This is a genomic window from Brevundimonas sp., assembly GCF_035935935.1.
GTDB lineage: Bacteria > Pseudomonadota > Alphaproteobacteria > Caulobacterales > Caulobacteraceae > Brevundimonas.
This window is the reverse complement of record NZ_DASYWO010000008.1, coordinates 74295-98992: the sequence shown is the minus strand read 5'-3', so window position 1 is coordinate 98992 and position 24698 is coordinate 74295. Positions and strand designations below refer to the sequence as shown.

At 68.7% G+C, this 24698-nt stretch carries 18 protein-coding genes and 1 tRNA gene; 8 read left to right on the top strand and 11 right to left on the bottom strand.

What is annotated here, in order from left to right; all coding sequences use genetic code 11:
- Window positions 1-104: 104 nt before the first annotated feature.
- The 3 genes from VGR32_RS08795 to VGR32_RS08785 all read left to right on the top strand — a co-directional run bounded on the left by VGR32_RS08795 (window position 105) and on the right by VGR32_RS08785 (window position 1791).
- Entirely contained in the window at window positions 105-698 is a 594-nt protein-coding gene (locus VGR32_RS08795) for an HD family hydrolase (protein ID WP_327449901.1), read from the top strand.
- A 2-nt stretch (window positions 699-700) separates the two neighbouring features.
- The gene (locus VGR32_RS08790; protein WP_327449846.1) at window positions 701-1630 is read left to right on the top strand and encodes an NUDIX hydrolase; all 930 of its coding nucleotides are present in this window, start codon (window positions 701-703) and stop codon (window positions 1628-1630) included.
- Window positions 1631-1701: 71 nt separating this feature from the next.
- Window positions 1702-1791 (top strand) — tRNA-Ser (locus tag VGR32_RS08785).
- 432 nt (window positions 1792-2223) lie between these two features.
- On the opposite strand, the gene VGR32_RS08780 is transcribed toward VGR32_RS08785, so the two are convergent.
- The 6 genes from VGR32_RS08780 to VGR32_RS08755 all read right to left on the bottom strand — a co-directional run bounded on the left by VGR32_RS08780 (window position 2224) and on the right by VGR32_RS08755 (window position 10646).
- A complete protein-coding gene (locus tag VGR32_RS08780; RefSeq protein ID WP_327449845.1) occupies window positions 2224-3264 on the bottom strand; it encodes a hypothetical protein in 1041 nt (346 codons plus the stop codon).
- Window positions 3251-4741, bottom strand: coding sequence for an MBOAT family O-acyltransferase (locus tag VGR32_RS08775; protein WP_327449844.1), 1491 nt, complete (start codon window positions 4739-4741; stop codon window positions 3251-3253). Before VGR32_RS08775 ends, VGR32_RS08780 begins: the two co-directional genes overlap by 14 nt.
- Window positions 4742-4838: 97 nt before the next feature.
- On the bottom strand, window positions 4839-6524 hold the full coding sequence (locus VGR32_RS08770; protein WP_327449843.1) for a carbamoyltransferase family protein: 1686 nt from the start codon (window positions 6522-6524) through the stop codon (window positions 4839-4841).
- Window positions 6521-6775 (bottom strand): acyl carrier protein, encoded by a 255-nt coding sequence (locus VGR32_RS08765; protein WP_327449842.1) that lies wholly within the window; start codon window positions 6773-6775, stop codon window positions 6521-6523. Before VGR32_RS08765 ends, VGR32_RS08770 begins: the two co-directional genes overlap by 4 nt.
- Window positions 6772-8997: a cytochrome P450 gene (locus tag VGR32_RS08760; protein WP_327449841.1), complete on the bottom strand. Its 2226-nt coding sequence runs from the start codon at window positions 8995-8997 to the stop codon at window positions 6772-6774. The genes VGR32_RS08765 and VGR32_RS08760 overlap by 4 nt, the downstream gene beginning before the upstream one ends.
- Window positions 8998-9002: 5 nt before the next feature.
- Window positions 9003-10646, bottom strand: a complete 1644-nt coding sequence (locus VGR32_RS08755; protein ID WP_327449840.1) for an AMP-binding protein — start codon at window positions 10644-10646, stop codon at window positions 9003-9005.
- Between the two features lie 701 nt (window positions 10647-11347).
- Between VGR32_RS08755 and VGR32_RS08750 the strand changes: the two genes are divergently transcribed.
- From VGR32_RS08750 to VGR32_RS08740, 3 genes are all read left to right on the top strand, one after another.
- Window positions 11348-11899 carry an RHS repeat domain-containing protein gene (locus VGR32_RS08750; protein WP_327449839.1) on the top strand — a complete coding sequence of 184 codons (552 nt, stop codon included), beginning with the start codon at window positions 11348-11350 and terminating at the stop codon, window positions 11897-11899.
- 250 nt (window positions 11900-12149) lie between these two features.
- Window positions 12150-13046 (top strand): hypothetical protein, encoded by an 897-nt coding sequence (locus tag VGR32_RS08745; protein ID WP_327449838.1) that lies wholly within the window; start codon window positions 12150-12152, stop codon window positions 13044-13046.
- Window positions 13025-16213, top strand: a complete 3189-nt coding sequence (locus VGR32_RS08740) for an RHS repeat-associated core domain-containing protein (protein WP_327449837.1) — start codon at window positions 13025-13027, stop codon at window positions 16211-16213. The genes VGR32_RS08745 and VGR32_RS08740 overlap by 22 nt, the downstream gene beginning before the upstream one ends.
- 636 nt (window positions 16214-16849) lie before the next feature.
- On the opposite strand, the gene VGR32_RS08735 is transcribed toward VGR32_RS08740, so the two are convergent.
- Entirely contained in the window at window positions 16850-17206 is a 357-nt protein-coding gene (locus VGR32_RS08735) for a response regulator (protein WP_327449836.1), read from the bottom strand.
- A 182-nt stretch (window positions 17207-17388) separates the two neighbouring features.
- On the opposite strand from VGR32_RS08735, the gene VGR32_RS08730 reads away from it, so the two are divergent.
- The gene (locus VGR32_RS08730) at window positions 17389-18132 is read left to right on the top strand and encodes a Crp/Fnr family transcriptional regulator (RefSeq protein WP_327449835.1); all 744 of its coding nucleotides are present in this window, start codon (window positions 17389-17391) and stop codon (window positions 18130-18132) included.
- A gap of 6 nt (window positions 18133-18138) precedes the next feature.
- Complete coding sequence (locus tag VGR32_RS08725) at window positions 18139-19989, top strand: PAS domain-containing protein (protein WP_327449834.1); 1851 nt, start codon at window positions 18139-18141, stop codon at window positions 19987-19989.
- Here VGR32_RS08725 and VGR32_RS08720 read toward each other — a convergent pair.
- From VGR32_RS08720 to glf, 4 genes are all read right to left on the bottom strand, one after another.
- Window positions 19986-20732, bottom strand: a complete 747-nt coding sequence (locus VGR32_RS08720) for a Crp/Fnr family transcriptional regulator (RefSeq protein WP_327449833.1) — start codon at window positions 20730-20732, stop codon at window positions 19986-19988. The two genes, VGR32_RS08725 and VGR32_RS08720, sit on opposite strands and share 4 nt — an antisense overlap.
- Before the next feature lie 105 nt (window positions 20733-20837).
- Window positions 20838-22079: an NAD(P)/FAD-dependent oxidoreductase gene (locus VGR32_RS08715; protein WP_327449832.1), complete on the bottom strand. Its 1242-nt coding sequence runs from the start codon at window positions 22077-22079 to the stop codon at window positions 20838-20840.
- The gene (locus VGR32_RS08710) at window positions 22079-22279 is read right to left on the bottom strand and encodes a hypothetical protein (RefSeq protein ID WP_327449831.1); all 201 of its coding nucleotides are present in this window, start codon (window positions 22277-22279) and stop codon (window positions 22079-22081) included. The genes VGR32_RS08715 and VGR32_RS08710 overlap by 1 nt, the downstream gene beginning before the upstream one ends.
- A 1-nt stretch (window position 22280) precedes the next feature.
- On the bottom strand, window positions 22281-24644 hold the full coding sequence (gene glf, locus VGR32_RS08705) for a UDP-galactopyranose mutase (RefSeq protein ID WP_327449830.1): 2364 nt from the start codon (window positions 24642-24644) through the stop codon (window positions 22281-22283).
- Window positions 24645-24698 lie beyond the last annotated feature (54 nt).

Genomic DNA, 24698 nt, shown 5'->3' with positions numbered 1-24698 from the left:
CTGACCCGCCGACGTCAGGAGCCGCCTTGCCCACCCGCGCCCCCGCCAATCCGAAGTCCGTCCCCAGACCGCCGCGCAAGCCGCAGGCCCGCGCCTGGCAGCGCATGCTGTCCGGCCGCCGGCTGGACCTGCTGGACCCCTCGCCCTTCGACATCGAGATCGAGGACATCGCCCACGGCCTGGCGCGCGTGGCGCGCTGGAACGGCCAGACGATCGGCGAGCACGCTTTCTCCGTGGCGCAGCACAGCGTGGTGGTGGAGGAGATCGTCGCGCACATCCGCCCCGGCATCGCGCCGAAATGGCGGCTGGCCGCCCTGCTGCACGACGCCTCCGAATACGTGATCGGCGACATGATCTCGCCGTTCAAGGCGGCGCTGGGCGTCAGCTACAAGGATTTCGAGGCGCGTCTGGAGCACGCCATTCACATCCGCTTCGGCCTGCCGGCGAAGAACCCGGTCGAGATCAAGAAGCTGATCAAGGAAGCGGACAAGGCGTGCGCCTTCTTCGAGGCGACCCAGCTGGCGGGCTTTTCAGAGGAGGAGGCGCTGGGCTTCTTCGGCGCCCCGCCGCCGGCATACGACCTGCACATCACCCCGCTGAGCGCGCCAGAGGCGCAGGCGCGCTACGTCGAACGCTACCGCACCCTGGCGGAGGCCATGGGAACGGTCGCGGGCGCGGACGCCTGGCACACGGAGTGAGCATGGCGGGTCAGGGCGTGCGCATCGGCCTGTCCGCCGTGATCATGGCGATCCGCGACGGGCGGGCCTGCGTGCTGACCACCAGCGCGGACGACGGGCCGGCCGCCCTGCCCTTCGGACCGTTCGATCCCGTCCACGACCGCACGTTCGAGCGGGCCCTGCGCGATTTCGTGACGGCGCAGACGGGCTTCCGGCTCGGCTTTGTGGAACAGCTCTACACCTTCGGCGACGCCGGGCGCGACAGCCCGCGGGCGACGCCCGGTCCGACGGGCGCGCGCGAGGTCTCGATCGGCTATCTGGCCCTGACGTCCGAGGCGGCCGACCCGCCGGGCAGCGACGCGCGCTGGACGCCCGTGCTGGACTTCTTCCCGTGGGAGGACCGTCGCGGCGGACCGCCGGCCGCACAGGAGGCGATCGACGCGGCGCTGGCCGCATGGGCCGGATCCGATCCCGTTCGCCGCAGCCGGGCGGGATCGCTGTTCGCCGGGGGCGAGGCGCGCTGGGCCGAAGGGCGCGTTCTGGAGCGTTATGAGCTGCTGTATGAGGCAGGCGTCGTGGCCGAAGCCGCCCGCGACGCCGACCGTCCGCCGCCCACCACGGCGCCGGGCCGGGCCATGGCGTCGGATCACCGCCGCATCCTGGCCACCGGTCTGGGACGTCTGCGGTCCAAGCTGCGCTATCGACCGGTGCTGTTCGACCTGATGCCCGACGCCTTCACCCTGTCTCAGCTGCAGGCGGCGGCCGAGGCCGTCGCGGGCGTCGCCCTGCACAAGCAGAACTTCCGCCGCGGCGTGGAGCGCACGGGCCTGGTCGCCGCGACCGGGGCCGCCTCGACGGGAACCGGCGGGCGTCCCGCGGCCCTGTTCCGCGCCACGGGCCTGACCCCCGCCGACGGCCAGGCGCCCGGCCTGCCGCTGCCGACCCTGCGCTGACGAAAACGGCCTTGCGGCCCGGCGCGGCGCCGACTAGAGAAGCCGTCCTTCAACCGAAGCTTCGGCGCCGCGGAGAGGTGGCAGAGTGGTTGAATGTACCGCACTCGAAATGCGGCGTGCCTTTACGGGTACCGGGGGTTCGAATCCCCCCCTCTCCGCCACCGTCATTCCCGTTAGCCGGCTCCGCCAGCGGCTCTGACGCGGTCCGGGCATTCGGGGGCAATCGCTACCTGATGGGTCGCATTCCGCCCGCCCCCGGGACCGGGCGCACCGGGTGCCGGGCGTCGGGGCGGCGCGTCGTTCGCGCCCTCACAGATCTGGGTGGATCCCGCCAGCGGGAGACGATCGGGGCGGCGCGCCTGAAAACCTCGGAACCGACCCTCACTTCCCGGGTTCAGCTTCTCTGAAATGAGGGTTTTTCATGTTGGTGAAGGACTACAAGGGCCGTGGCCGCCGTGCGCATGTGCGCGCCGACGACCGCCAGGGCAGCTGGCTGTTCCGCCTGTTCATGGCGTGGTTCCGACGGGACGCATGACGTACTGAACGCCCGCGCCCGAGCCGGCGTCATGTCGCGCCGGGCGTCGACCTGAGGGTCACGCTGCGGTCCTGCCTGAAGGGTCGGCGTCGACGGGGTGAGGCGCATCCAGCAGCGCCTCCAGCGCGTATGCGCCGAGCCGGGGGGAGAAGTGGGTGTGGTCGTTCCAGTGCCTCCGCTCCTGCCAGGATCCCGGGCCGTCGGGGCCGCCCGGCGGATGGTTGGCCAGATCGACGAACAGGATGCGGCAGCCCTCCGGCGCCGCGGCACGGTCGGCGAAGACGCGCGCCAGGCGACGGGCGTGGCGGTCGAAGAGGTCCGACTGCGCCGCCGTCAGCGCCGTCGCCGGCGAGCTGGGCAAGGCATAGAAAACCACCTCATGGCGAACGCCGGCGCGGGCGCAGGTCGCATCCGCGAGGTCCGCGATGCGCAGCAGCTCGCGCTCGTCGCGCTTCAGGGCCTCGCTGGAGAGGTCGAGGAGCGCTGTGGCCTGACGAGCCAGCAGGTCGGCCGCGGGCCAGTCCGGAGCGCGGGCGGACCCGATGCACGCAACGTAGGCGGGGGCGGTCCCGCGCGACGACAGGCTGTGCGCGATCGTCCGGACGCCGTCGAGCGTGGTCCGCGGCGAGAGGGCCGCCGACACGGCGGCGCGCAGGGGGTCCCCCACGACCGGCGGGGTCGTCGTCGGCATTCCCACCTCGAAGTAGACGCCGACGGGGTCCCGCCTGCCGGCGAGGATCAGTTTCAGCGCCTGTCGATACTCCGGCGTCGCCCACGCCGCACCGGCCACCTTCAGGACGTCCGGCCGGCCGCAGGTGTCGAAGCCGAAAGACGTCCTGGAGGCGCCGACGAGGAAGCGCGTGGCCCCGGTTTCCCTCAGCGCGCGCGTGTGGAAGGCGGGATTGCCCCCTGCCCTGCCGCGGGCGAGCACCGCCTGGGGCGGGCTGCGGTTGAAGGCGTATCGCCCGGATTGCCCGAACTCTCCCGTCGGATCCGTCAGCACGTTGAAGGCGACCACGATCGAAACCGGCGTCAGCATGGCGAGCAGACCGGTCCAGTAGGCCCGACCGAGGGACGGCGGAGGATCAGAACTGGGCATATATGAAACCGTCGGCTCCGTGCGGCCGGGTCAGGCCGACCACGGCCGCGAAGAGCAGTAAGGTCGTCGTCGCCCCCCACGCCGCGGACGGGCGCCAGGCGATTCCTCCGGCTCCGGGCGGCGGCGGGACCACCCGCATGATCTGCATGCTGTTGGGCAGCGCAAGGGCCACCCCCGTGGCGATGGACATCACCGCCAAGGTGGGCAGGGCGGAGAGGCGGGCGTGCGGATAGAGGCCGGGCCAGGCCTGCGAAGCGTCACCCGCCGCGACGTCGTGGAGGCGCGTCGTCACGGCGGTCCACAGCTCGGCCATGCCGCCCGTGTCGACCAACGCCGGCAGGATCTGCGCCAAGGCGCCTTCGCCGCGCGTCCGCAGCATCAGGGCGAAGATGGACACGCCGACCAGAAGCAGGAGCTGGCCTCCGACGCGCCGCGCGGCCCGCGTGGCCCGGTTCGCCGTGCGGGGCTTCTTCGCCGACGCCTGTCGAAACATCTGCAGAGCGATCAGCAGGACGGCGACCGCCAGACCCTGCAGAAGCGGAACGATGGCCACGGTGTGCCATGCGGCGACGGCCAGATACGACAGCAGGGTCGCGACGGCCCAGGCCGCGGAATAGCGCACCTCCATGGGCTGGAGAGGAAGTCTCCGCGCCAGCCTGAAGACGGGCTCGAACACATAGTCCCGGACGAAGGCCATCAGGCTCATGTGCCACCGCATCACATACTGACCGGGAGTCGCCGACTTCAGCGGCGAGTTGAAATTGACCGGGAGCAGCAGCCCCAGGCAAAGCCCCGCCCCGATGGCGATGTCGGAATAGGCCGAGAAGTCGAAATACAGCTGCAGCATGTAGCCCCAGGCCGCCGTCCACGCCTCCAGAGGCGAGACCGCGCCGAGGGCGGCCCCCGTCACGATGGGGTCGACGATCCGGCCGACGGGATCCGCCAGCCAGAGCTTCTTGTTGAACCCCAGCAGCACCAGAGCCGCGCCCCGCGCCACGTCCGCCGGGGCCGGCGCCCGCTCGCCGAGGCGGGCGTACTGGGGGGCCGTGCGACGCCAGGCGCCGATGGGGCCAGCCGTCAGCTGGGCGAAGAAACTGCCCCATGCGGCGTGATGGACGAACCCCATCATGGGAACCTCCCGCCGTCGCGCGTCGACCAGAAAGGTGATCTGCTGCAGGGTGTAGAAGGCCAGGCCCAAGGGCAGCACGACCGCCGCCGCGCCCGGGGCGCCGTCGGCCCACTCCTGAGCCAGCTTGAAGGTCGCCAGCGTCCCCACGTTGACCAGGATCGCGCACGCCAGGAGAAATTTGTGGCCCGCCGACGCCGGGTCAAGGGCGCGGAGCCGTCTCACCACGAGGTAGTTGCCCACGAGCGAGCCCGCCAGGAACGCCAGCGACCACGGACCTGCCGAGAGGCAGAAGACGGCCGCCACGAGCACCAGCAGATGCGGCGTCAGCGCGGGCGCGACCCGGCGCACCACCAGAAAGGCGGCGACGACCGCCGGCAGCCAGACCAGCAGAAATTCCAGGCTCAGGACGGAGATGGCTGCGCTCCAGCCCGCGTGGCGAGGTCCATCATGCCGTCTTCTCGATCAGCACGTCCTCGAGCAGCACGCCGTCGAGGCCGGTCGTGGACAGCACCGCCATGGCGTCCTGCACGCTGTGGACGATCGGCTTGCCCATCACGTTGAAGCTGGTGTTGAGCACGATCGGCACGCCGGTCTCGGCCTCGAAGGCGCTCAGCAGGTCGCGCATCCACGGGTCCGCAAGGCCGTCCACGGTCTGCAGCCTGCCCGTTCCGTCGGCGTGCACGACGGCCGGCACCGAGTCCCGGACCGAAGGCTTCCACGGCAGGGTGAAGCTCATGTAGGGGGACGGCTGAGGCCGGTCGAACCACTCGCCGACCCGGTCCGCGGGCACCACCGGGGCGAAGGGGCGATACGGCTCGCGTCCCTTCACGGACCTGTTCAGTCGATCCTTCATGTCGGCTCCGCGCGGGTCGGCGAGGATGGATCGCCCCCCCAGCGCGCGGGGCCCGTACTCCGCCGCTCCGCGCATGACCCCGATGATTTTGCCGGCCGCCAGCCGGCGCGCCAGGGCGGCGGGCCCTTCCGCACCTGCGCAGGCGGTCACTGACGCGTGACCGCAGGTCGCCGCGGCCCGCGCCACCTCCCTCGGGTCCACCCGTGAGCCCAGAAACGGCGAGGCCTGCGCGGGAGGCGCCGCGCCGGTCTCCGCGTCCTGCATCCATGACAGCAGGGCGGCCCCCACGGCGTTGCCGTCGTCTGCAGGGGCACTGGGCACGTGAACCCGCTCAAGCCCGAAGCGGCTCAGGACCGTGCCGTTGTAGGATGAGTTCAGCGCGCAGCCGCCGCCCAGCACGAGATTGCGGTCCTCGGGGCCAAGACATGCGGCCAGCATCCGGTCGACCAGCCGGCCGTACGCCGCCTGACCGCTGGCCGCCAGCACGGCCCCGCGGTCGACGTCCTGATCGGCCGTCCGCATGAACGGCGCCGCGTGCGACCTGGCGGCGTCGAGTACGCCCGGCTCCGGCAGCCGCGGCCGACCGTCCTCGATCTCCAGCATGGTCTCCAGCGCGTCGACGAGGGCCGGATCCGGCGTGCCGAACGCCGCCAGCCCCATGACCTTCCACTCCTCGCCCGCCCGCCAGTCGAACCCGCATGCGCCGGTCAGCCAGGCGTACCAGGTGCCCAGGCTTCCCGGCCCCCATGACCGCCACAGGCGCTCCAGCCGGCCATTGCGCAGCCGGAACAGGCTGGCGGCGCCCACCTCGCCCTCGCCGTCGATGATCAGGCAGACGCCATCCCTAAACGGCGCGCTGACGCAGGCGGCGGCCGCGTGGCAGAGATGGTGGTCGAAGCGGCGAACCTCGGGCATCGCGGTCGTCAGTCCGAGACGCAGCAGCGAGGCCCCCGCCTCCGCCTGGGCGTGCGCCTGCAGGCCGCGCAACCACAGGCCGTCGGAGCCCGGAAGCAGCGCGTTCGACACGGCAACCGGCAGATCGGCCTTCACCCGCGCCCAGCTGGACGCGACCACCAGTTCATCGGCGGCGGGGTCGAAGCCGGCCGCGGCCAGGGCAGACGACAGATGACCGAAATGGTCCGGAGCCGCGCCCCACGCCCGCTTGTCCTGCAGGTGACGCTCCGTGGCTTCGGCAAACCGGATGCGGCCTTCCGCGTCGACCAGCGCCAGCGCGGGGTCGTGGCCGGAGGTCGACAGCCCCAGATGCCAGCGGCTCATCGGGCGCGGATCAGCGCGAACACCGCGTCCGCGACCTCATCCAGCGTCTGGAATTCGAACATCAGGGACGGCTCGACCTCGATCCCGAACGCGTCCTCGACGTGTCCCGAGATCAGGACGGCGTCGATCGACTCCAGTCCGGTGTCCACCAGCACCGTCGAGCCGGAGATCTGCTCCGGCGGCGTCCGGGTGCGCTTGCTGATGTGGTCGCGAAGGAAGGCGGCGACGTCGGCTTTGGTGGAGGCGGTCATACGCAACGGCTTTCGGGCAAAGGTCGGAGGCGGCAAGGCAGGGCCGTCAGAATGACGGTCTGCGAGTTGTCGGCGTATCGCGGCGCCGGGTCGAGCAGGGTCAGATCGGGGTGGCGGGCGAACAGGGCCGGCAGGGCCTTGCGGATCATCATCCGCGACAGGGCGGCGCCGGTGCATCGATGCAGGCCGTGGCCGAACGCCAAATGTCCGGCGCCCAGGTCTCGGTTGATGGCCGAAAGTCTCAATCGCATCGTGTCGCCGGCCGCGAACCTCAGTCCCTCCACCTCGCCGTCGCAGTGAGCGATCCGGTAGATGAAGCGGGGCGAAGCCGCCTGCGGCACGATGTGCGCGTCGAGTCGCGCCGCGATCGCCGCGGGCTCGATCAGTTCGCTTCGCCTTTCCCGCGGTTCGCCCGCCAACCGCTCCACGGCGTTGGCCAACGTGTGCGCGACGTTGAAGCTTGCGCCGTACATGATCAGGACGACGGCCTTCCGATCCTCGGCATCGAGGTCCTCCGGGTCGCCGTGAGCCAGATGTTCGAGCAGCGACGCGGGGCGGTCGACGTGGACCGGGATGTCCGACGGATCGAAAAGCGACAGCAGTCCGTCGAACACCTCCTGCGCGCTCACGATCGCGCGCAGTGAGCGCAGGGGTTCCAGCACGACCTGCAGGCGGGACGCGAGGGCGTCGAACGACGCCGGATCGCGCGGATGGATGCCCAGCACGGCCCCGCACACCGTCCGGAACAGCGGCTCGCAATAGTCGCGAACCAGATCCGGAGCCTCGACGCGTTCGAGCCGATCCAGCGCGCTCGCGACGGCGTCGTCCACGAACCCGCCCCATGCAGCCACCCGGTTGCTCCCCAGAACCTCGAAGGCCGAGAGGCGGATGCGGGCGTGCCGGGGGCCGGACAGGAAGAAGGGGGCGTTGCGCGCGATGCGGATCACGGTCGACAAGTCGTGTCCGCTCGCCTCCTGCAGGGCGGTGAGGTGTCGGGCCATGTCGGGCGGCCCGAAGCGGACGTCGTCGGTGGCGATGGCGCGCGCCACGACGGGATCGACCACGTCCCACTGTCGCATCGTCGCGCGGCGGGCGGCAGGCCGCAGCCGGCACGGCAAGGCCACCGGAGCCTGAACCATCTGGGTCCGCTCGATCCTCGCCTCTGCTTCGACCACGCGCAGATCAGGAAACCGCCGGGCGAGAGCGGGCAAGGCGCGCGAGATCAGCAGGCGCGCGAATGCGGCGCCGGGGCACTTGTGCACGCCGTCGCCAAACGAGAACGACTGACCCGTCCGGACGTCGGCATGGGGACAGAGCGAGGCGTTGACCGCCGGCACGTCGATCATCGCCAGATCGCCTGGCGCGATCGGCTCGCCCTGCAGGCTCGTGGCCTCCTGCGCCAGCCGATACAGGCGCAGGGTCGAGGGCCAGTCCCGCAACACGCGCTCCAGCTCCGCCCCGGCCCAGCCTTCGGCGCCGACGTCGGCCCACCGGGGCGCCCCGTCCTTCAGCAGCCCCCACAGGGCGAAGGCGAGGGTCTCCGCGGCCGTGTGCGCCGCGACGCAAAGGGAGACCAGCAGCGTGGCGGGGTCGACGCCCGGCGGCAGGTCCGCCGCGAAGAGCGCCGCGGCCAAAGGGGGCGGCAGATCCTCGCTCGACGGCCCATCCGGGTCCGGAACGCGCTGCCGCAAGCGTTCGTAGGCCGCCTGCACGGCGACCAGCTCCCGCAGACGCAGAAGCGGCTCGGTGAACCGACGCGCATGCTCGACGTCGGTGAAGAAGGCAGCCTCGTCGTCCTCGATCCGCAGACCGAAGACGTCGCGGACGCAGGCGGCGAACAGCGGGCGCGAGAAATCCCTGACCAGATCGGGCTGCGCGGCCGCCTCCAGCCCATCCATCATGGCCGCGACGTGCGCGTCCACCACCGGTCGCCAGCGGTCGACGCCGCCTGCGCTGAGAAAGGACGCCATGGCGCGACGGGTCAGCAGGTGATCGCGGCCCGACTGGTAGACGAGCGAGCACCGCGCCGCGCCTTCCAGACCCGAAAGGTCCGCCCCGCCCTCGCGGCCGAGCGCCTGGATGTGCGGCAGGATCGCCGCGACGCCCCACGCCCTGTCGCGAAAGACGGCCGCGGCCGTTTCGGCGTCGTCGACGGTGACGAGGCCGCGACCGGGGCGGGCGCCGGCGGTCCTGCGCCGCATCGGCTCAAAGGCGGAGGTCACGGTCGTCACGCTGCGGGCGCCATCGATTGAACCGGATGCGATCGAGCCGCCAGCCGGCGCTGCACCTTGCCGCTGCTGGTGCGCGGCAGGCTGCCGGGCGCCAGAAACCTCACCTCGACGAGGTCAAGGGACCAGGCGCCCATCACGGCCCGCCGGATGCGGTCCCGCGTCGCCGCCTCGTCCGTCAGCCTGGCACGGCGCTTCATTTCGATGAGCAGGACCGCCCGGCCGCTGACGAGGTCGTCGGCCATGAAGGCGGCCGCGGCCATCTCGTTGAGCGCGGGATCCTGTCGCGCGGCGAGCGACTCGACGTCGGGGGCCGGGATCTTTCGTCCATTGGCGAAAAGCACGTCCTTCAGGCGACCCGTCACATAGAGATCCGCCTCGCGCCGCACGCCCAGATCCCCGGTCCGCAGCCAGGACGCGCCGCTTTCGTCGCCCGGAAGGCGCGCGTGGAACAGCCGGTCCGTCGCACCCGCGTCGCCGAGGTAACCGTCGGCCTTTGACGGGCCGCTCAACCAGATCTCGCCCGGGGCCCCGTCCGGCAGGGGCGCTCCGGTGTCCGGGTCGACGATGCGGATCAGGTCGCTCATCTCGCCGGCGATGCGGCAGGGCTCAACCCGCTCGCAGCCCGGCGGCGCGTCCGGGCGACGTTCGTCGGGCCTGCCTTGTCCGCCGCAGGCCATCAGCGCGTACTCCGCCAGCCCGTAGCTGGCGTGAACCGCATGCGGGGCCAGTCCGTTCGCCGCGAAGCGGGTCCTGAAAGCCGCCATCAGCTCCGCGGCGACCGGCTCCGCCCCGCAAAACGCGTCCGACCAGCACGACAGGTCCAGCCCCTCGCTCTGCTCGGGCGTCACTTCGTTCAGCACGTGCGCGAAGGCGAAGGCCGGGCCTCCGCTGTCCGTGATCCGCCGCTCCGAAATCATCCGCAGCCAGCGCACGGGGCGCTGGATCATGTGCAGGGGATCCATGAGGAAGGTCACGCCGCCGTTGAGCATCGGATACAGGATCGACATCAGGCCCATGTCGTGGAAGTGCGGCAGCCAGCTGCCCATCCGGCCATCAGGTCCCTGGCCCCATGTGCGCGACACGAGCGCGGCGTTCGCCAGCAGCGCGTCGCCGGACAGCATGACGCCGCGCGGGGCGCGGGTGGATCCGGAGGTGTACTGAAGCACGGCCGGCCGCGACGCGTCGGCCGCCGGCGACGCGAGAAGCGGGGGGCGGGCCGGCAGCTCCGACGCCTCCATGACCGGGACACGCGCCCGCTGCCCGGCCGTCGCCGTCTCCACGGCCCCCCTGGTCGCGGAGGCGCACAGGATGGCGACGGGCCTGCAGTCCTCCACCATGGCGTTGAAGCGGGAGGTCTGGGCCGGCCCCCGGGGCGGGGCCATCGGCGCGACGGTCAGCCCCGCGTAGATGCAGGCGAACAGCGTTTCCAAAAACTCCGTCCCGCACGGCATCACCACCGCCAGAGGCCCGGCCGCCGGGTCAAAAGCGGCCAGCAGGGACGCCGCCCGGGCCCGGGCGGCGGCATCAAGGCAGCCGCCCGTGAGGTCATGGTCGCGGCGGCCGCTTTCGGTCCCGCATATGGTCACGACGGCCGTGTCCGACCGCGCAAGCAGTCGCTCTTTCAGCGTGATCGCCAACATGTCGGAAGCAACTGACCCCGTGCGCACGCGACTCAACGAGGCGCCCATGCGGCGCTGATGGTTACCGATGTTCTGCAAGCAATCAAACAGCTGCTGCAATCTCCGAAACAACACAAACTCCTGCGCGCCGAAATCCGCCCGGCGTCACCGTCCCGCGCCAAAGCGTGCCGTCCCCGGCCGGGAAAGTCCGACGGTTGAGAAAAAACCGGAGCTCGTGGACCACGCTCAGGTCGCGGCGGCCCCCAGCGCCTTCCTGAACCTTGCTCCGGGCGCGAAGCGGCGCGGAGTCGCCGAAAGGCCGCCAGCGCCTATCCCGTCACCTTCTCGCGATATGGAGGAATGTGAACCGCGATACCGCGGTGGTGAGCAGCTTAAAGATCAGGAATAACGTGTTTCTCACTTGTGGGGACGTGAAGTCAGCACGAATGAGCATTTCTCCATGGCCGCGTCCGATCCAATCACCAAAATAGGTTCCTTAGACTCGATCCGGCCACTTACTTTCTTGATCGCACCAAACTACCCGCTAACAGCTACCCCCTATCATCTCATGTAGTTTGAGGTTGATTGGGGGCTAGATCAGCTCGCCAGCGAAGCTTATAGCGAGTCAGCTCCTGCGACCGATCCTGGCGCATATCGGTGTTAGTTGACGCTCTCTGCCGTCCGTGTGCCCATGTAGGCTGACGCGGGATTGGAGGGGGCTCTTGTCGCACGATCGTCGAACCACGCTTGGCCGGCTTCTGGCGGGAGGCGCGCTTCTGGCGCTTCTACCTCGAAGTGCGTTCGCCGCTGATCCAGTCGTCTACACCTATGACGCCTTGGGCCGGCTCACGTCGGCCACCTATCCGAACGGCGTGACGATCACCTACACGTACGACGCCGCCGGCAACCGCACGCAGGTGTGGGCAGGCTCGGGACCGCCGCCACCCCCTCCCCCGCCACCTCCGCCGCCGCCTGCGCCGCTGGCCGTCGCGATCACCGCGACCACTTGGCAGAGCGGTCCCAACGGCGAGGATCCGCCCATCGTCGCGTCAGCGAGCGGCGGGGTCCCGCCCTATGCCTACCTGTGGCAGCGCGTCTCCGGGAACCAGGCCACTCAAGCCACGCATCCGAGCTCGACCGCCAGCGGCTGGGTCTTCACGGGCAACCCCGGCTTTCCCTGGATCAAGGCTTCGACCTGGCGCTGCCGCGTGACGGACGCGGCTTCGACGATCGCCTATTCGGCCAACATCACGGTGTCGATCGATGTCAGCTGACGCCATCACTCGCTTTGTTGCGGTTGCGGGAGCTGTCGCCATCACTTGCAGCGCCGCGTCAGCAGCATGAGCCCAGACGGCGGCGGGGCCGCAGCCACCTGAAAACTACACCGTTGACGCCAACAACGTCGACGTCGTCCGGGGCTTTCACGTAACCTCGGTCACCGATGTCGCTATTGGATCCGAGACTTCGGGTCTGTCCTACACGCGCACGATCTCAGGCTCATCAGAACGAAGCACGTTCGATGGCTTGATTACGGTGGAGTTCATCGGCGAGCCCTCACCCGGAGTCTTCGAGTGGTTGTACACCGTGGGCATCGGACCCGAGAGCAGCCTCTTCAGGTCGTCGGGCTCAACGCTCATGAGCGCAGAGGAAGGCGACGGATCTACGCTCGAGTATGTCTCGCCATCCTCGTATGTGCACACGGCCAGAGACGGCACGGTTCGGACTTTCTCGACGAGCATGGCGTACCCGCCAGCGGGACCTCCCGGCATTTCTCCGCCGGCAGGCGATGGGGGACGCATTGTTCAGTTGGTCAAGCCAAACGGCGAGCAGTGGGACTGGTACTATCGCTCGGCTGCCTACGGCACCAACCTGCCTGTTTACCGCATCCAGTCGGTCACCAGCACCCTCGGCTACCAAATCAAATTTGAGTACGCCTATAACGCTACGCCAACGTCTGACGCAGAGCTCCTCGCGTTCCGGACCCTCGCCAAGACCATCGGCATCAACAACGCCGTGGACTGGTGCGATCCGACCGCCGATACGTGCGGCAATCTCTCGCAATCATGGCCGCAGGTCCAGTATGCTGCCGTTCCGGGCGGTTACTCTGTAACAAATCTACTCAATGAGACCACAAAATACATATTCAGCGGCGGCGGTCTAGCAATACTCGACTTCCCAGAGCCGGGCCGATCTGACATTACGCTGACGTACACATATTTTGACGAGGAGCCGCGGGTAGAAACATACTCGGACGGCAGAGGCACTTGGCTCTACCAATACAGCCACCCATCTCCCGCCTTTCGGTGGGTTACCGTCACAGACCCGAACTCGGCCCAGACACAGTATAGAACTCGGATTCGATTTGGCCCCGCGCCGGGGCCGATGGGCGCTACAAACGGATGCAGCGCCTCGGCGCGATAATCGACGCCACAGGGGGAACGACCCTTCTCCGCTACGACACGGAGGAACGGCTCAACGAGATCACGTATCCTGAAGGCAATAAGATCATTTACCACCGCGGCGGACGCGGCAACATCGAGCGGATTCAGCGAACCGCCAAACCGTCTGCGCCGGCCGCAGACATCAACACCTACTGGACCTACGCCTCTACATGCACGGCGGCCAACCGACGGGTCTGCAATCAGCCTCTTACGTCAACTGACGAAAGGGGTGCGGTCACCGACTATACTTACGACTCTGCACACGGCGGCTTGCTGACGGCGACCCGCCCGGCTGCGGCGCCTGGGCAGGACAGACCGCAGACGCGTTACGCCTATCAGTCGCTCCAGGCGTGGCGACGCACCAGCGCGTCCACCACGCAGGTCGCCGCGCCTGCGGTGACGCTGCCGGTTCAGGTCTCGAGCTGCGCCTCGGGCACGGCATCCACCTGCGTGGGCACCGCGCAGGAGGTGAGGACCACGACCAGCTACCAGGTCGGGAGCGCTACCCAAGGCTCGAACCTCCTGCCGGTCTCGGTCGCGTCAGGCGCAGGCGACGGTTCTCTGCTGGCCACCACCTCCACGACGTGGAACGCCAAAGGCGATCAGCTCACCGTGGACGGCCCCCTTCCCGGGACGGCCGACACCACCTGGTACGCTTACGACGCGCTGCGCCGGCAGGTCGGGGTGATCGGACCGGATCCGGACGGCGCTGGTCCCCTGCCCTTTCCGGCGACCCGGACGCGCTTCAACGCCGACGGCCAGGCGACGGAGGTCGAGCAAGGTTCGGCCACGGGGCAGTCCGACGCCGCGTTTGCGGCCATGACGGTGCTGAGTGAGATCGTCACCGCCTACGATGCGCAAGGACGCAAGGCGAAGGACGTCCAGGTTCTGGGCACCGGCACGATCGGAGTCACGCAGTATGCCTTTGACGACGAGGGCCGCCTGCTCTGCACGGCCCAGAGGATGGACCCGACGGCCTTTTCGGCGCTGCCTGCATCCGCCTGCACCCTGCCCACGTCGCCCGGCGCGTTCGGAGAGGATCGGATCACGCGCAACGCCTACGACGCCGCGGACAGGCTGGTGACCGTGACCTCCGCCCTCGGAACGTCCGCCGAGCAGGTGTCGCGCCGCCAGAACTGGACGCCGAACGGCCAGGTGAACTGGGTCGAGGACGCCAACGGCAATCGTTCGACCTACGTTTATGACGGCTTCGACCGCATCGGCCAGCTGCAGTTCCCCGCCGCCGCCGTCGGCGCCCATGCGTCCAACGCCGGCGACTACGAGCAGTACGGCTACGACGCCGCGGGCAACGTCACGTCGCGTCGGCTGCGCGATGGGCAGACGATCACCTACGCCTTCGACGCCCTGAACCGAGAGACCACCAAGACCGTGCCGGGTCTCGGCACGGCGGACGACGTGTTCACGACCTACGACCTTCTGGACCGGCGGCTGACCGCGACCTTCGTCGCCTCCGGCTCGACCTCGGACGGCGTCGCCTGGACGTGGGATGCGCTCGGTCGCCCCCTAACGGAGACGGCCTATGGCCGTACCCTGACGTCGTCCTACGATCTGGCGGGACGACGGACGGCGCTGGTGTTTGCCGGCGACGGTCTGTCTTACGACTGGGACCTGGCGAACCGCATGACGCTGGTCTGGCGTATTTCGCAGGCGCCGGTGGGCTCGGACCTGTTCGGGGCCTTTCAGTACGACGCCCTGGGGCGGCGCGTCGCGCTCACCCGCGGCAACGCGGTGACGACGAGTTGGGCCTACGTCGCGAACAGCCGCGACTGGTCGATGACGCACGACCTATTGGGCGGGCCCGTGGGCGACGTGTCCTACGCCTTTGTCGTCAATCCGGCCGGTCAGGCGGTCAGCCGCGACGTGTCGAACGCCGCCTGGCAGTTCGCCATGCCAACGCAGTCGGCCACGCCCTATGTCCGCGACGGTCTGAACCAGTACGATTCCGTCGCCGGGACGGCGTTCACCCACGATGCCCGAGGCAATCTGACGTCGGACGGCGTGCGGGCCTACGGCTACGACGTCGAGAACCGCTTGGTGTCGGTATATCAGGGGGGCGTCCTCCAGCTGGACGTGGCCTACGACCCCCTCGGCCGCATCAAGCGGACCAGCGCGCCGGCCGGCGTCGTGCAATACCTCTGGGACGGCGACCGGCTGGCCGCCGAGTACGACGGCTCGAACGTCCTGACCGCCCGCTATGCCCATGGCCCCGGCCCGGACGAGCCGCTGGCCGAATGGCGGACCATTCCCCGCGCCTGGTACCTTGCGGATCATCAGGGCTCGATCGCCGCCGAAACGGATGGCTACGGCGTCTTCGTCGGCGGCCCTTACACCTACGATCCCTATGGCCGTCCCGATGCCGCGCACGGCTTCGCCGGGCCGCGGTTCCGCTACACCGGCCAGACCGCGCTCGTGGCCACGGTGCCGCTTTGGCACTATAAGGCGCGCGCCTACGACCCTAGCATCGGCCGGTTCCTGCAAACGGACCCCATCGGCTACGAGGATAGTCTGAACCTATACCAATACGTCGGAAACGACCCGTTCAATGCCGCGGATCCGACGGGGATGCTTAAGTCGGGCGGGATCGGGGTGGACGCGTGGAGCGTCGGCGAGGACAGATCGATCCAAGATCCAGATCTTCTTGAGCCCTTCCGGGCCGCGGGCAAATGGATTCAAGACGAATGGCGGGAGGACCCGATCGGCCTAGCGGTTGATGTAGGTCTGATAGCTTTTGACATCGCAACGATCCCTTCTGGGGAAGCGATTGCAGCAATTACCGCTCGGCGCGCCGTGAGATTGGCTACGGAAGAAGCTTCGGGGATTGTATATCTTCGCGTTAATCCGCAATCTGGAAGGTGTTACGTGGGAAGATGTAACAATCAGGCAAATTATGAGAGACGTCAGCGTGATCATAACCGTCAAGGCGGGGTGGAATACGAGTTCACCATTATCGACAGGGCGGAGCCGGGCATGCCACTCCGGCAAGCTGAGCAACGGGCAATCGACGGCCGCGGAGGTCCAAGTCGGCCAGGTCGCCCCGCAGCTCTAGAGAACCGCCGAAACGAAATAGCCCCTTCCCGCCTTCCTCAACATTTTTTACCACCTCGTACTGGGCCGAGATTATGGTAGACCTACAATGAAGCAAAAATTGAACCCTGTCGAGCGGGGCGACCTCATCGGAATTCCTGTCAGCGATGACCTTTACTCTATTGCTCAAGTTCAGCATCCAGGAATAGTTTTTTATATTGTTTTGTATGAAGTTTACAGAACGAACTTAAATATAAACACTGAAGATCTTAAGAGCCCCGTCATGGGTGCTTGGACTACCGATGGGGAGCTGCACAGGAAGAGGTGGATTGGTCCACAGCGCGCGCCCCTGAAAGCGCCACTCCGTCCTATATACAGAGTGAACGTTCACGGAGTACCGATGATTGAGGACGTCGCTGGCAGACCAATCAGAAAATTTGATGAAATAAAAGATGCTAAGGTTCCGTATCGCACCAGCAGATCACCTACATTGGTGGAATCTTTTATGCGATCGATATACACATCGAGCAAACTGCCCCCAACTGGACATGATATGCTGTTATCAAATGGAGTGTTCGTTTAATTGCGTCGCGAGCACGACAGCTGGGTTGTACGGTTCGCGATGAGCGGCGGCTGACGCTGTGCAGCCTGCAAGTTTCGCAACGCAGGCGGCCGCTGTTGGCCCCGGCAAACGTCGCCACTTGCCCCATAACGCCTGTCCCGCAAAGAACGCCCCTCTCAACTGAGTTCGGTCAGCAGCCGCGCGAGATCCCGGGGGTCGTATGGCTTTTCGTACCGGGCATGGTCCGCAAAGCGGTCGGGCACGGTGGCGGCGCCATAGCCGGTGGCGAAGACGAAGGGCACGCCGCGGGCCTTGAGCGCGTCGGCGACGGTGAAGCCGGGGCCGCCGCCCAGATTGATGTCGAGAACCGCCAGATCGATCGGAGCGGCGTCCAGTTCCCGCAGCGCCGCGTCGGCGTCGCGGCAGGGCCCCACGATCACCGCCCCCTCGCGCGTCAGGACGTCGGCCACGTCGTCGGCCTGGAAGAACTCGTCTTCCACGATCAGCACGCGTCGGTTCCGAAGGTCAGGCATGTCAGTCCGTCGATCCGGCGACCTCGGCCCCGGCGGCCGCGAAAGGCCCCGCAAGCGTCCGTCGCCAATTGAATTCGAACTCACGGCAAAGCCGCGCGTTCCGCTTAACCTGCTTAAGTTCAGCGCGGCCCCGCGTCTGTCCAGATGCCCGCATGACGGGCGAAAAAAATGAGTCGGCCCACGTGGCGACCTATCTCATCCGCAAGCTGGAACGGTACGCGCGCCTGTCGCCGTCGGAGAAGGCCGCCCTGCAGCGGCTGGGCGCCCTGGGCGTGCGCAGCCTGCGCCCGCGCGAGGACGTGGTCCGGGAAGGCGACCGGCCCCGCGTGGTCAACATCGTGCTGGACGGCTTCGCCTGCCGCTACAAGACGCTGGAGGACGGCCGCCGCCAGATCGTGGGCTTCTTCATGCCCGGCGACATCTGCGACCCGCGCGTCTTCATCCTGAAACAGATGGACCACTCCATCGCCAGCGTCGGTCCGCTGACCATCGCCGAGGTCGGCGGCGAGGCCATGATCGCCGTGACGTCGGAATCCCCCCGGATAGCCCAGGCCATGTGGTGGGCGACCATGGTCGAGGAGGCGATCGCGCGGGAATGGATCCTGAACGTCGGCCAGCGTTCGGCCGTGGAGCGGATGGCCCACCTGCTGTGCGAGCTGTTCCTGCGTCTTCGCGCCGTGGGCCTGACGGACGGCCAATCCTGCGACCTGCCCATGACGCAGGTGGATCTGGCAGACGCCACGGGCCTGTCGTCCGTGCACGTCAACCGGACCGTTCAGGACCTGCGCGCGTCGGGGTTGATCGTCTGGAAGGGCAAACGCCTGACGATTCCGAACCTTCGTGCGTTGCAGAATGTGGGCATGTTCAATCCCAACTATCTGCATCTGGACAATGAAGGCGACATCTACGACGCCAATGACTGGTGAGGCGCGGTGACCGACGTGCCCGAACCGCCGCACAACGACTTCCGGGCCGACCAGCCGGGCACGGCGGACCGCACGGCGGCCGAGGGCGCGATCGAACGGCTGAGGCTGGAAGGCGGCGTCTTCGTGGAGGCGGTGCGCGCCACGCGCATGCCCATGGCGATCACCGATCCGGCCCTGCCCGGCAATCCCATCGTCTTCGCCAACGACGCCTTCCTGGCGCTGTCCGGCTATTCGATGGACGAAGTGCTGGGCCAGCAGCCGCATTTCATGAACGGCGCGGGAACCGACCCGGAGGACGCCCGTCGGTTCCGCGAGGCGCTGGAGCAGGATCGCGACGTGGTGCTGGAGAGCGCGCAGTACCGGAAGGACGGATCCCGCTTTCTCGCCTCCGTGCTCCTGAGCGCCTTCAAGGGCCCCGATGGGGGCACGCTCCATCAGTTCCTCTCGTACCAGGACATGACCGCGCGAGAGACGGCGGAGGCCAGGCTCGCCGAGGCGGTCCTGCGTGAAGCCGCCGCGGCCGATCGGGAGGCGCAGCTGCGCTTTCTCGTCGGAGTGCAGGCGATGTGGGAGGCCGACGCCCACGGCGTCGTCGTCACCGACAGTCCCAGCTGGCGCGCCTACACCGGACAGACGCGGGATGACTGGCTGGGCTACGGCTGGCTGAACGCCGTCCATCCGGACGACCGCGCCTATGCCGAGCGACAATGGCGTGAGGCCGTCGCAGCCCGCGAGATCGTGGACGCCGAGTTTCGGCTCTCGGCGCCGAGCGGAGGCTGGCGGTGGACGAACGTCCGCGCCGTCCCGGTGTTCGATGCGGACGGAAACGTCAGCAAATGGGCCAGCACGAATCTGGACATCGACGCGCGCAAGCGCGCGGAGATCGCCCTGCGCGAGAGTGAGGAACGGCTGAGTCTCGCCGTAGAGGTCGGCGGACTGGCGACCTGGGACTGGGATCTGGCCACAGGGAACGTGACCTGGAACGATCGGCACTTTCTGGCGCAGGGGTACGAGGTCGGAGAGGTGCCGCCCAGTTTCGAGGCGTGGCTGGCCCGGGTCCATCCCGACGATCGCGAGACGGCGGTCGGCCTCACCGAGGCGGCGCGCGACCATGGGGGCGTCTACGCGCATGAATTTCGCATGCTGCTGCCCGACGGGACCGTGCGCTGGGCGTCTGCGCGAGGCCACTTCTTCCGCGACGCGACGGGTGTGCCCTACCGGATGATCGGCGTGATGGAAGACGTCACCGAGCGGCGCCGGTCGGAGGCGCATCAGCGGATGCTGCTGGAGGAACTGCAGCACCGGGTCCGCAACACCCTTTCCGTCGTCCGGTCGATCGCCCGCAGGACGGCCGCGACCTCCGAGACGGTCGAGGGTCTGGCCGCCCACCTCGACGGGCGGCTCACCGCCTTCTCGCGCACCCAGGCGGCGGTGACGCGCGATCCGACCTCGGGAGTGGATCTGGCCGAGATCGTCTCGGCGGAACTGGAGGCCCATGCCGCGCGGGAAGGCCACGCCGTGACGCTTGAAGGTCCGCCCGTCACGTTGAAGCCCAAGGCGGCCGAAGTGTTCGGTCTGGCCGTTCACGAACTGGCCACCAACGCGGTCAAATACGGCGTGCTGGGCGCCGAAGGGGGACGATTGGCGGTCAGCTGGTCGGCGACGGAAGACATGCTGACGTTCGCCTGGGACGAACGATCGTCGGCCGAGACGGCGCCCCCGTCCCGGCGCGGCGTCGGGACGGAGCTCCTGGAGAACCTCGTGGCCTACGAACTGGCGGCGAAGACCTCGCTCGACTTCCGGAGGGACGGCGTGCGCTACCAGGCCGTGATCCCGCTGGACCGGCTGACGCGCTAGCCGTCGAGGCGTCGCGCGGCGAGCGCGTCCTGCGAACAGGCGCAAGCCTTCCGGGCCAGGGTCTCGTCGCTCAGGACGGTGATCCGCCCACGGCTGTAGCGGATCGCGCCCGCTTTCTTGAAGGACGAGGCGACCGCGGTGATCGTGGTCCGCTGCACGCCCAGCATGTCCGCCAGATGTTCTTGCGACAGATCCAGTTCGGAGCGCCCGGACTGCTCCTGCAGACGAAGCAGAAGGCCGGCCAGACGCCCCTCCTGATGATGGGCCCGGCCGCACAGGGCCGCGTTCTGCAGCTCGGTGATCCGATCCGCCCGCCGGCGGGCGAGCGCCTCCTCCAGCGCGGGGGAGCGCTCGGCCGCCGCCTCGAACAGGCGGGCGTCCAACGCATGGGCCATGCCGCTGATCCGCACGATCCAGCGTGCTCCGGCGCGGATCGTGGGTTCGATCATGCCGTCCCTCCCCACCAGCTCCACGTCCACGCCATGCCCGTCCCCGTCCGACAGGCTCAAACCGACGACCGCCGAGGACGGAAAGATCATCGAGCCCGCGGGCCGCAAGTCCTCGCCGGCGACAAGCTGAACTGTTCTCAGGTCCGCAGATACTTCACTCCAGCGGTCCTCGAGGAGGCCAAGCAGGCTGTTTCCGAACAGCGGCGACGGGGAGAGAGGGAAGCGCTGGCGAGGTTGTTGTGCAGGTTCAAAGGTCATCCCGGTCATATGGCGGGGAACGACGTTCGCGATCATTCACTTGGGTTAGCCCAAGGTGAGTTTCGACAAACGAATGCTCAAAGCGTTGCCGTGACCGGTCGCGCGCCGCGACGTCTCAGCCCACGCCGTGACCGCGTGAGATCAGCCGGGCCCCCCGCCCCGCGTGAACCAGGCCCATGTCCAGTTAACGTAGACGGTCGCGCGGCTGCGGAAGTCGATCAGCAGCATCAGGTGGACCAGCGACCACGTCAGCCACGCCGGGACCCCCTTCAGCCGACGCCCGCCCAGCAGGGCCACCGCGCGCGACCGGCCTATCACCGCCATCGTCCCCCAGTCGCGATAGCGGAACGGCACGGGATCGGGCCGACCGGCGATGCGGCGGGCGATCAGGCGTCCGACCCAGCGACCTTGCTGTCTGGCCACGGGCGCCAAGGCCGGCAACGGGCCGCCCTCGTGGGCATGGTGGGACACGTCGCCGACGACGAACACCTCCGGCAGGCCCGGCGCGGAACAGTCCGGCCCCACCACGACGCCGCCGTTCCGGGCCTGGGGCACGCCCAGCCACCGCGCGGCGGGGCGCGCCTGCACGCCGGCGCACCAGAAGGTCAGAGCGGCCTCGATGCGCTCTCCGCCGACCTGCACCCACCCGTCGCCGATCGTCTCGACGGCGGTCCCGGGGCGCACCTCCACGCCCAGATCCGACAGCGCGCGGCAGGCATAGTCCGACAGGTGCTGCGGAAAGGCCGACAGCACCCGGGGGCCTTCCTCGAACAGGAGGACCCGCGACCGCGTCGGGTCGATGCGCCGGAAGTCGCAGCGCAGGGTCGTCCGGACCATCTCCGCCACCGTGCCGGCGATCTCGACCCCCGTGGGGCCGCCGCCGACGACGACGAAGGTGGTCAGGCGGCGGACGGCGTCTTCGTCCGGGGCCAACTCGGCCTGCTCGAAGGCGGTCAGCAGCTTCTCACGGACCGTCAGCGCATCGGACAGCGTCTTGAGCACGTGGACGTGCTGCGCGAGCTCGGGCCTGCCGAAAAAGCTGTAGTCGGCGCCGGTCGCCAGGATCAGCCAGTCGTAGGGCAGGGTCGCGTCGCCGGCGAGCCGGACCAGCCGCGCCTCCGTGTCCACGCGCGTCACCTCGGCCATCAGCATGGTCGTGTTGCGCTGGGGACGCAGCAGGGGCCGCACGGCGGTGGCGACGTCCGCGGGGGATAGCACCGCCGTCGCCACCTGGTACAGCAGCGGCTGGAACAGATGGTGATTGGTGCGGTCGATCAGAAAGATCTCGGCCTCGGCCCTCCTCAAGGCCCTGGCCGCCGCCAGACCGCCGAAGCCGGCGCCGACGATCACGACGCGTGGACGCCGGCCCTGCGAGGAGTCCATCACGCAGGGGGCGCTTCGGCGCCGCGGGCGCGCGACCACACCAGGCGGTCGCCGCACCAGACGGTGACCGCGCGCCGGCTGGGCATCCTCAGCAGGTCCCCGGCCGCACGGGCGCGCGCCTCGCCGTCGCCGGCGAAGGCGTGCCGTTCCCGGGCCGGAAACTCCGAGCCGCTGAAGAAGAAGCGGAACTCGTAGACCACCTCAGGTCGCGGCCGCCGCCACGCCTCCCTGAACCTGCGCCGGGCGCGAGGCCGCGCCCAGTCGCCGGAAGGTGGCCAGCGCCTGCCCCGTCACCTGGTCCATGTTGTAGTAGCGGTAGGTGGCCAGACGTCCCACGAACGTCACGTCCGGCCGCGCCGCGGCCATGGCCTCGTACGTCTTGAACAGCTCCTGGTTTTCCGCCCGCGGGATCGGATAGTAAGGGTCGCCCTCGGACGCCGGGTATTCGTAGGTGATGCTGGTCTTCGGGTGCGCCTGGCCGGTCAGATGCTTGTATTCGGTGATCCGCGTGTGCGGCGTCGCCTCGTCCGGATAGTTGACCGTGGCGACCGGCTGGAACCGCTCCTGATCCAGCGTCTCGTGCCGGAACGTCAGCGAGCGGTACGGCAGCTTGCCGTGCCGATGATCGAAGAACTCGTCGATGGGACCGGTGAAGACCAGCCGCTCGTGATCCACGTCGTCGACCACGTCGCGGTACTCCACGCCCGTCTCGACCCGGATGTTGGGATGATCGAGCATGTTCTCGAACATGCGGGTGTAGCCGTGCAGCGGCATGGCCTGAAAGGCGTCGGTGAAGTAGCGGTCGTCGGTGTTGCTGCGAGTGGGCACCCGCGCGGTGACGGACCTGTCCAGCTCGGACGGGTCCAGTCCCCACTGCTTGCGGGTGTAGCCGCGGAAGAACGTCTCGTAGAGCTCGCGGCCGATGGCGTTCACCACCACATCCTCTGAAGTGCGGATGCGCTCGACCGGCTCCGCGCGCGAGGCCAGCCAGGCCTCGGCCTGCTCGTCCGACCGCAGGTCCAGGCCGTAGAGGGCGTTCAAGGTGGTGCGGTTGATCGGCATCGGCACCAGCTTTTCGCCCACTTGCGCCAGCACCCGATGCTCGTAGGGGCGCCAGTCGGTGAAGCGCGACAGGTAGTCGAAGATCTCGGCCGAGTTGGTGTGGAAGATGTGCGGGCCGTACTGGTGGATCAGCAGGCCCGCCGCATCCAGCCGGTCGAAGGCGTTTCCCGCAATGTGCGGGCGGCGGTCGACCACCATCACCTTGCGTCCGCTCGAGGCCAGGCGCTCGGCCGTGACGGAGCCCGCGAACCCCGCGCCGACCACCAGCGCGTCGTAGTGGGGCGTGCGGTTCGACGGTTTGATCGCGGGGGCCGGCTGACGCAGCAAGCCACCCGCCCGCCGCGTCACCGAGGCGTCGATCAGCGCCGACAGGCGCAGCTGCGTCTGGTCCCACGACAGGGTGGCCAGCGCGTCGTCCACCTCGTCGAGCCAGGCGCGATCCTCGCCCTGGGCGAGAGCCAGCGCCTGCTCGCAGGCGGCGACGAACGACTCGGCCGTGTCGGCGATCAGGACGGCGTCCAGCTCGCCGTAGTGACGCACGACGTCGCGGATCGGCGTGGACACCACGGGCCGACCGCCCGACAGATACTCCGGCGTCTTCGTCGGGCTGATGAAGCGCGTCGACTCGTTGATGGCGAACGGCATCAGGGCGACGTCCCAGTTGGCCAGAAGGCCGGGCAACTGGTCGTAGGCGGCCTGGCCCGGCCACAGGATGTTGTCCCGCTGCGGCAGCGAGGCGGGATCGATCTTGACCACCGGACCGACGATCTCGAAGTCCCACTGCGGCCGGGCAGCCGCGACCGCGTCGATCAGTTCGAGGTCCATCCGCTCGTCGATCACGCCGTAGAAGCCGAAGCGCGGCCGGTCGCCCCTGATCGCCTTCGGCAGCACGCGCGCCTGGCCGAAGTGGCCACGATCCACGCTGGACGGGAACGGGTGGATGTTCGGATGCAGGTCGCGCTTGGCCTCATAGAGGCTGTGCCCGCCTGTGAAGACGACGTCGGCCGCGGCCAGCAGCTCGCGTTCCAGGCTCACCAACTCCGGCGGAGCGAACCGGAACGCCGACAGCTCGTCCATGCAATCGTAGACGACGGCGGCCGCGTCGAGGTGCTGCGCGACCGGCAGCATCATCGGGGTGTAGTACCAGACCACCGGTCGTTCGATCGCATGGGCGGCGATGGCCTCGTCCAGCAGTTGCCGCAGGACGGCATGTCGGCACGCCCCCTCCAGACCTTCCGGAAGTCGCGGCGTGGCGATGACGACGCCGCTTTCGGCGCAGGTCCGCATGTCCAGACCCATGGCCGCCCCTCGCTCAGCGGGCAAAGGCTCCTCGAACACCAGCACCGTGCGCGTCGCGGCAAACCGCGACAGCAAATGCTGCGGCCGCTGGAAGACGAAGTCCCACCGCAGGTGCGACAGGCAGACGATGGGATCGGTTCGCTCCTTCAGCTTGCCCAGGGCGATGACTTCGGCGCCGGCGATGGAGGAGATGACTTGGGCCATGAGCAACTTTCGGAAGAGGGGTGCCGCAGGCCAACGGAACCCGACCAAATTGGT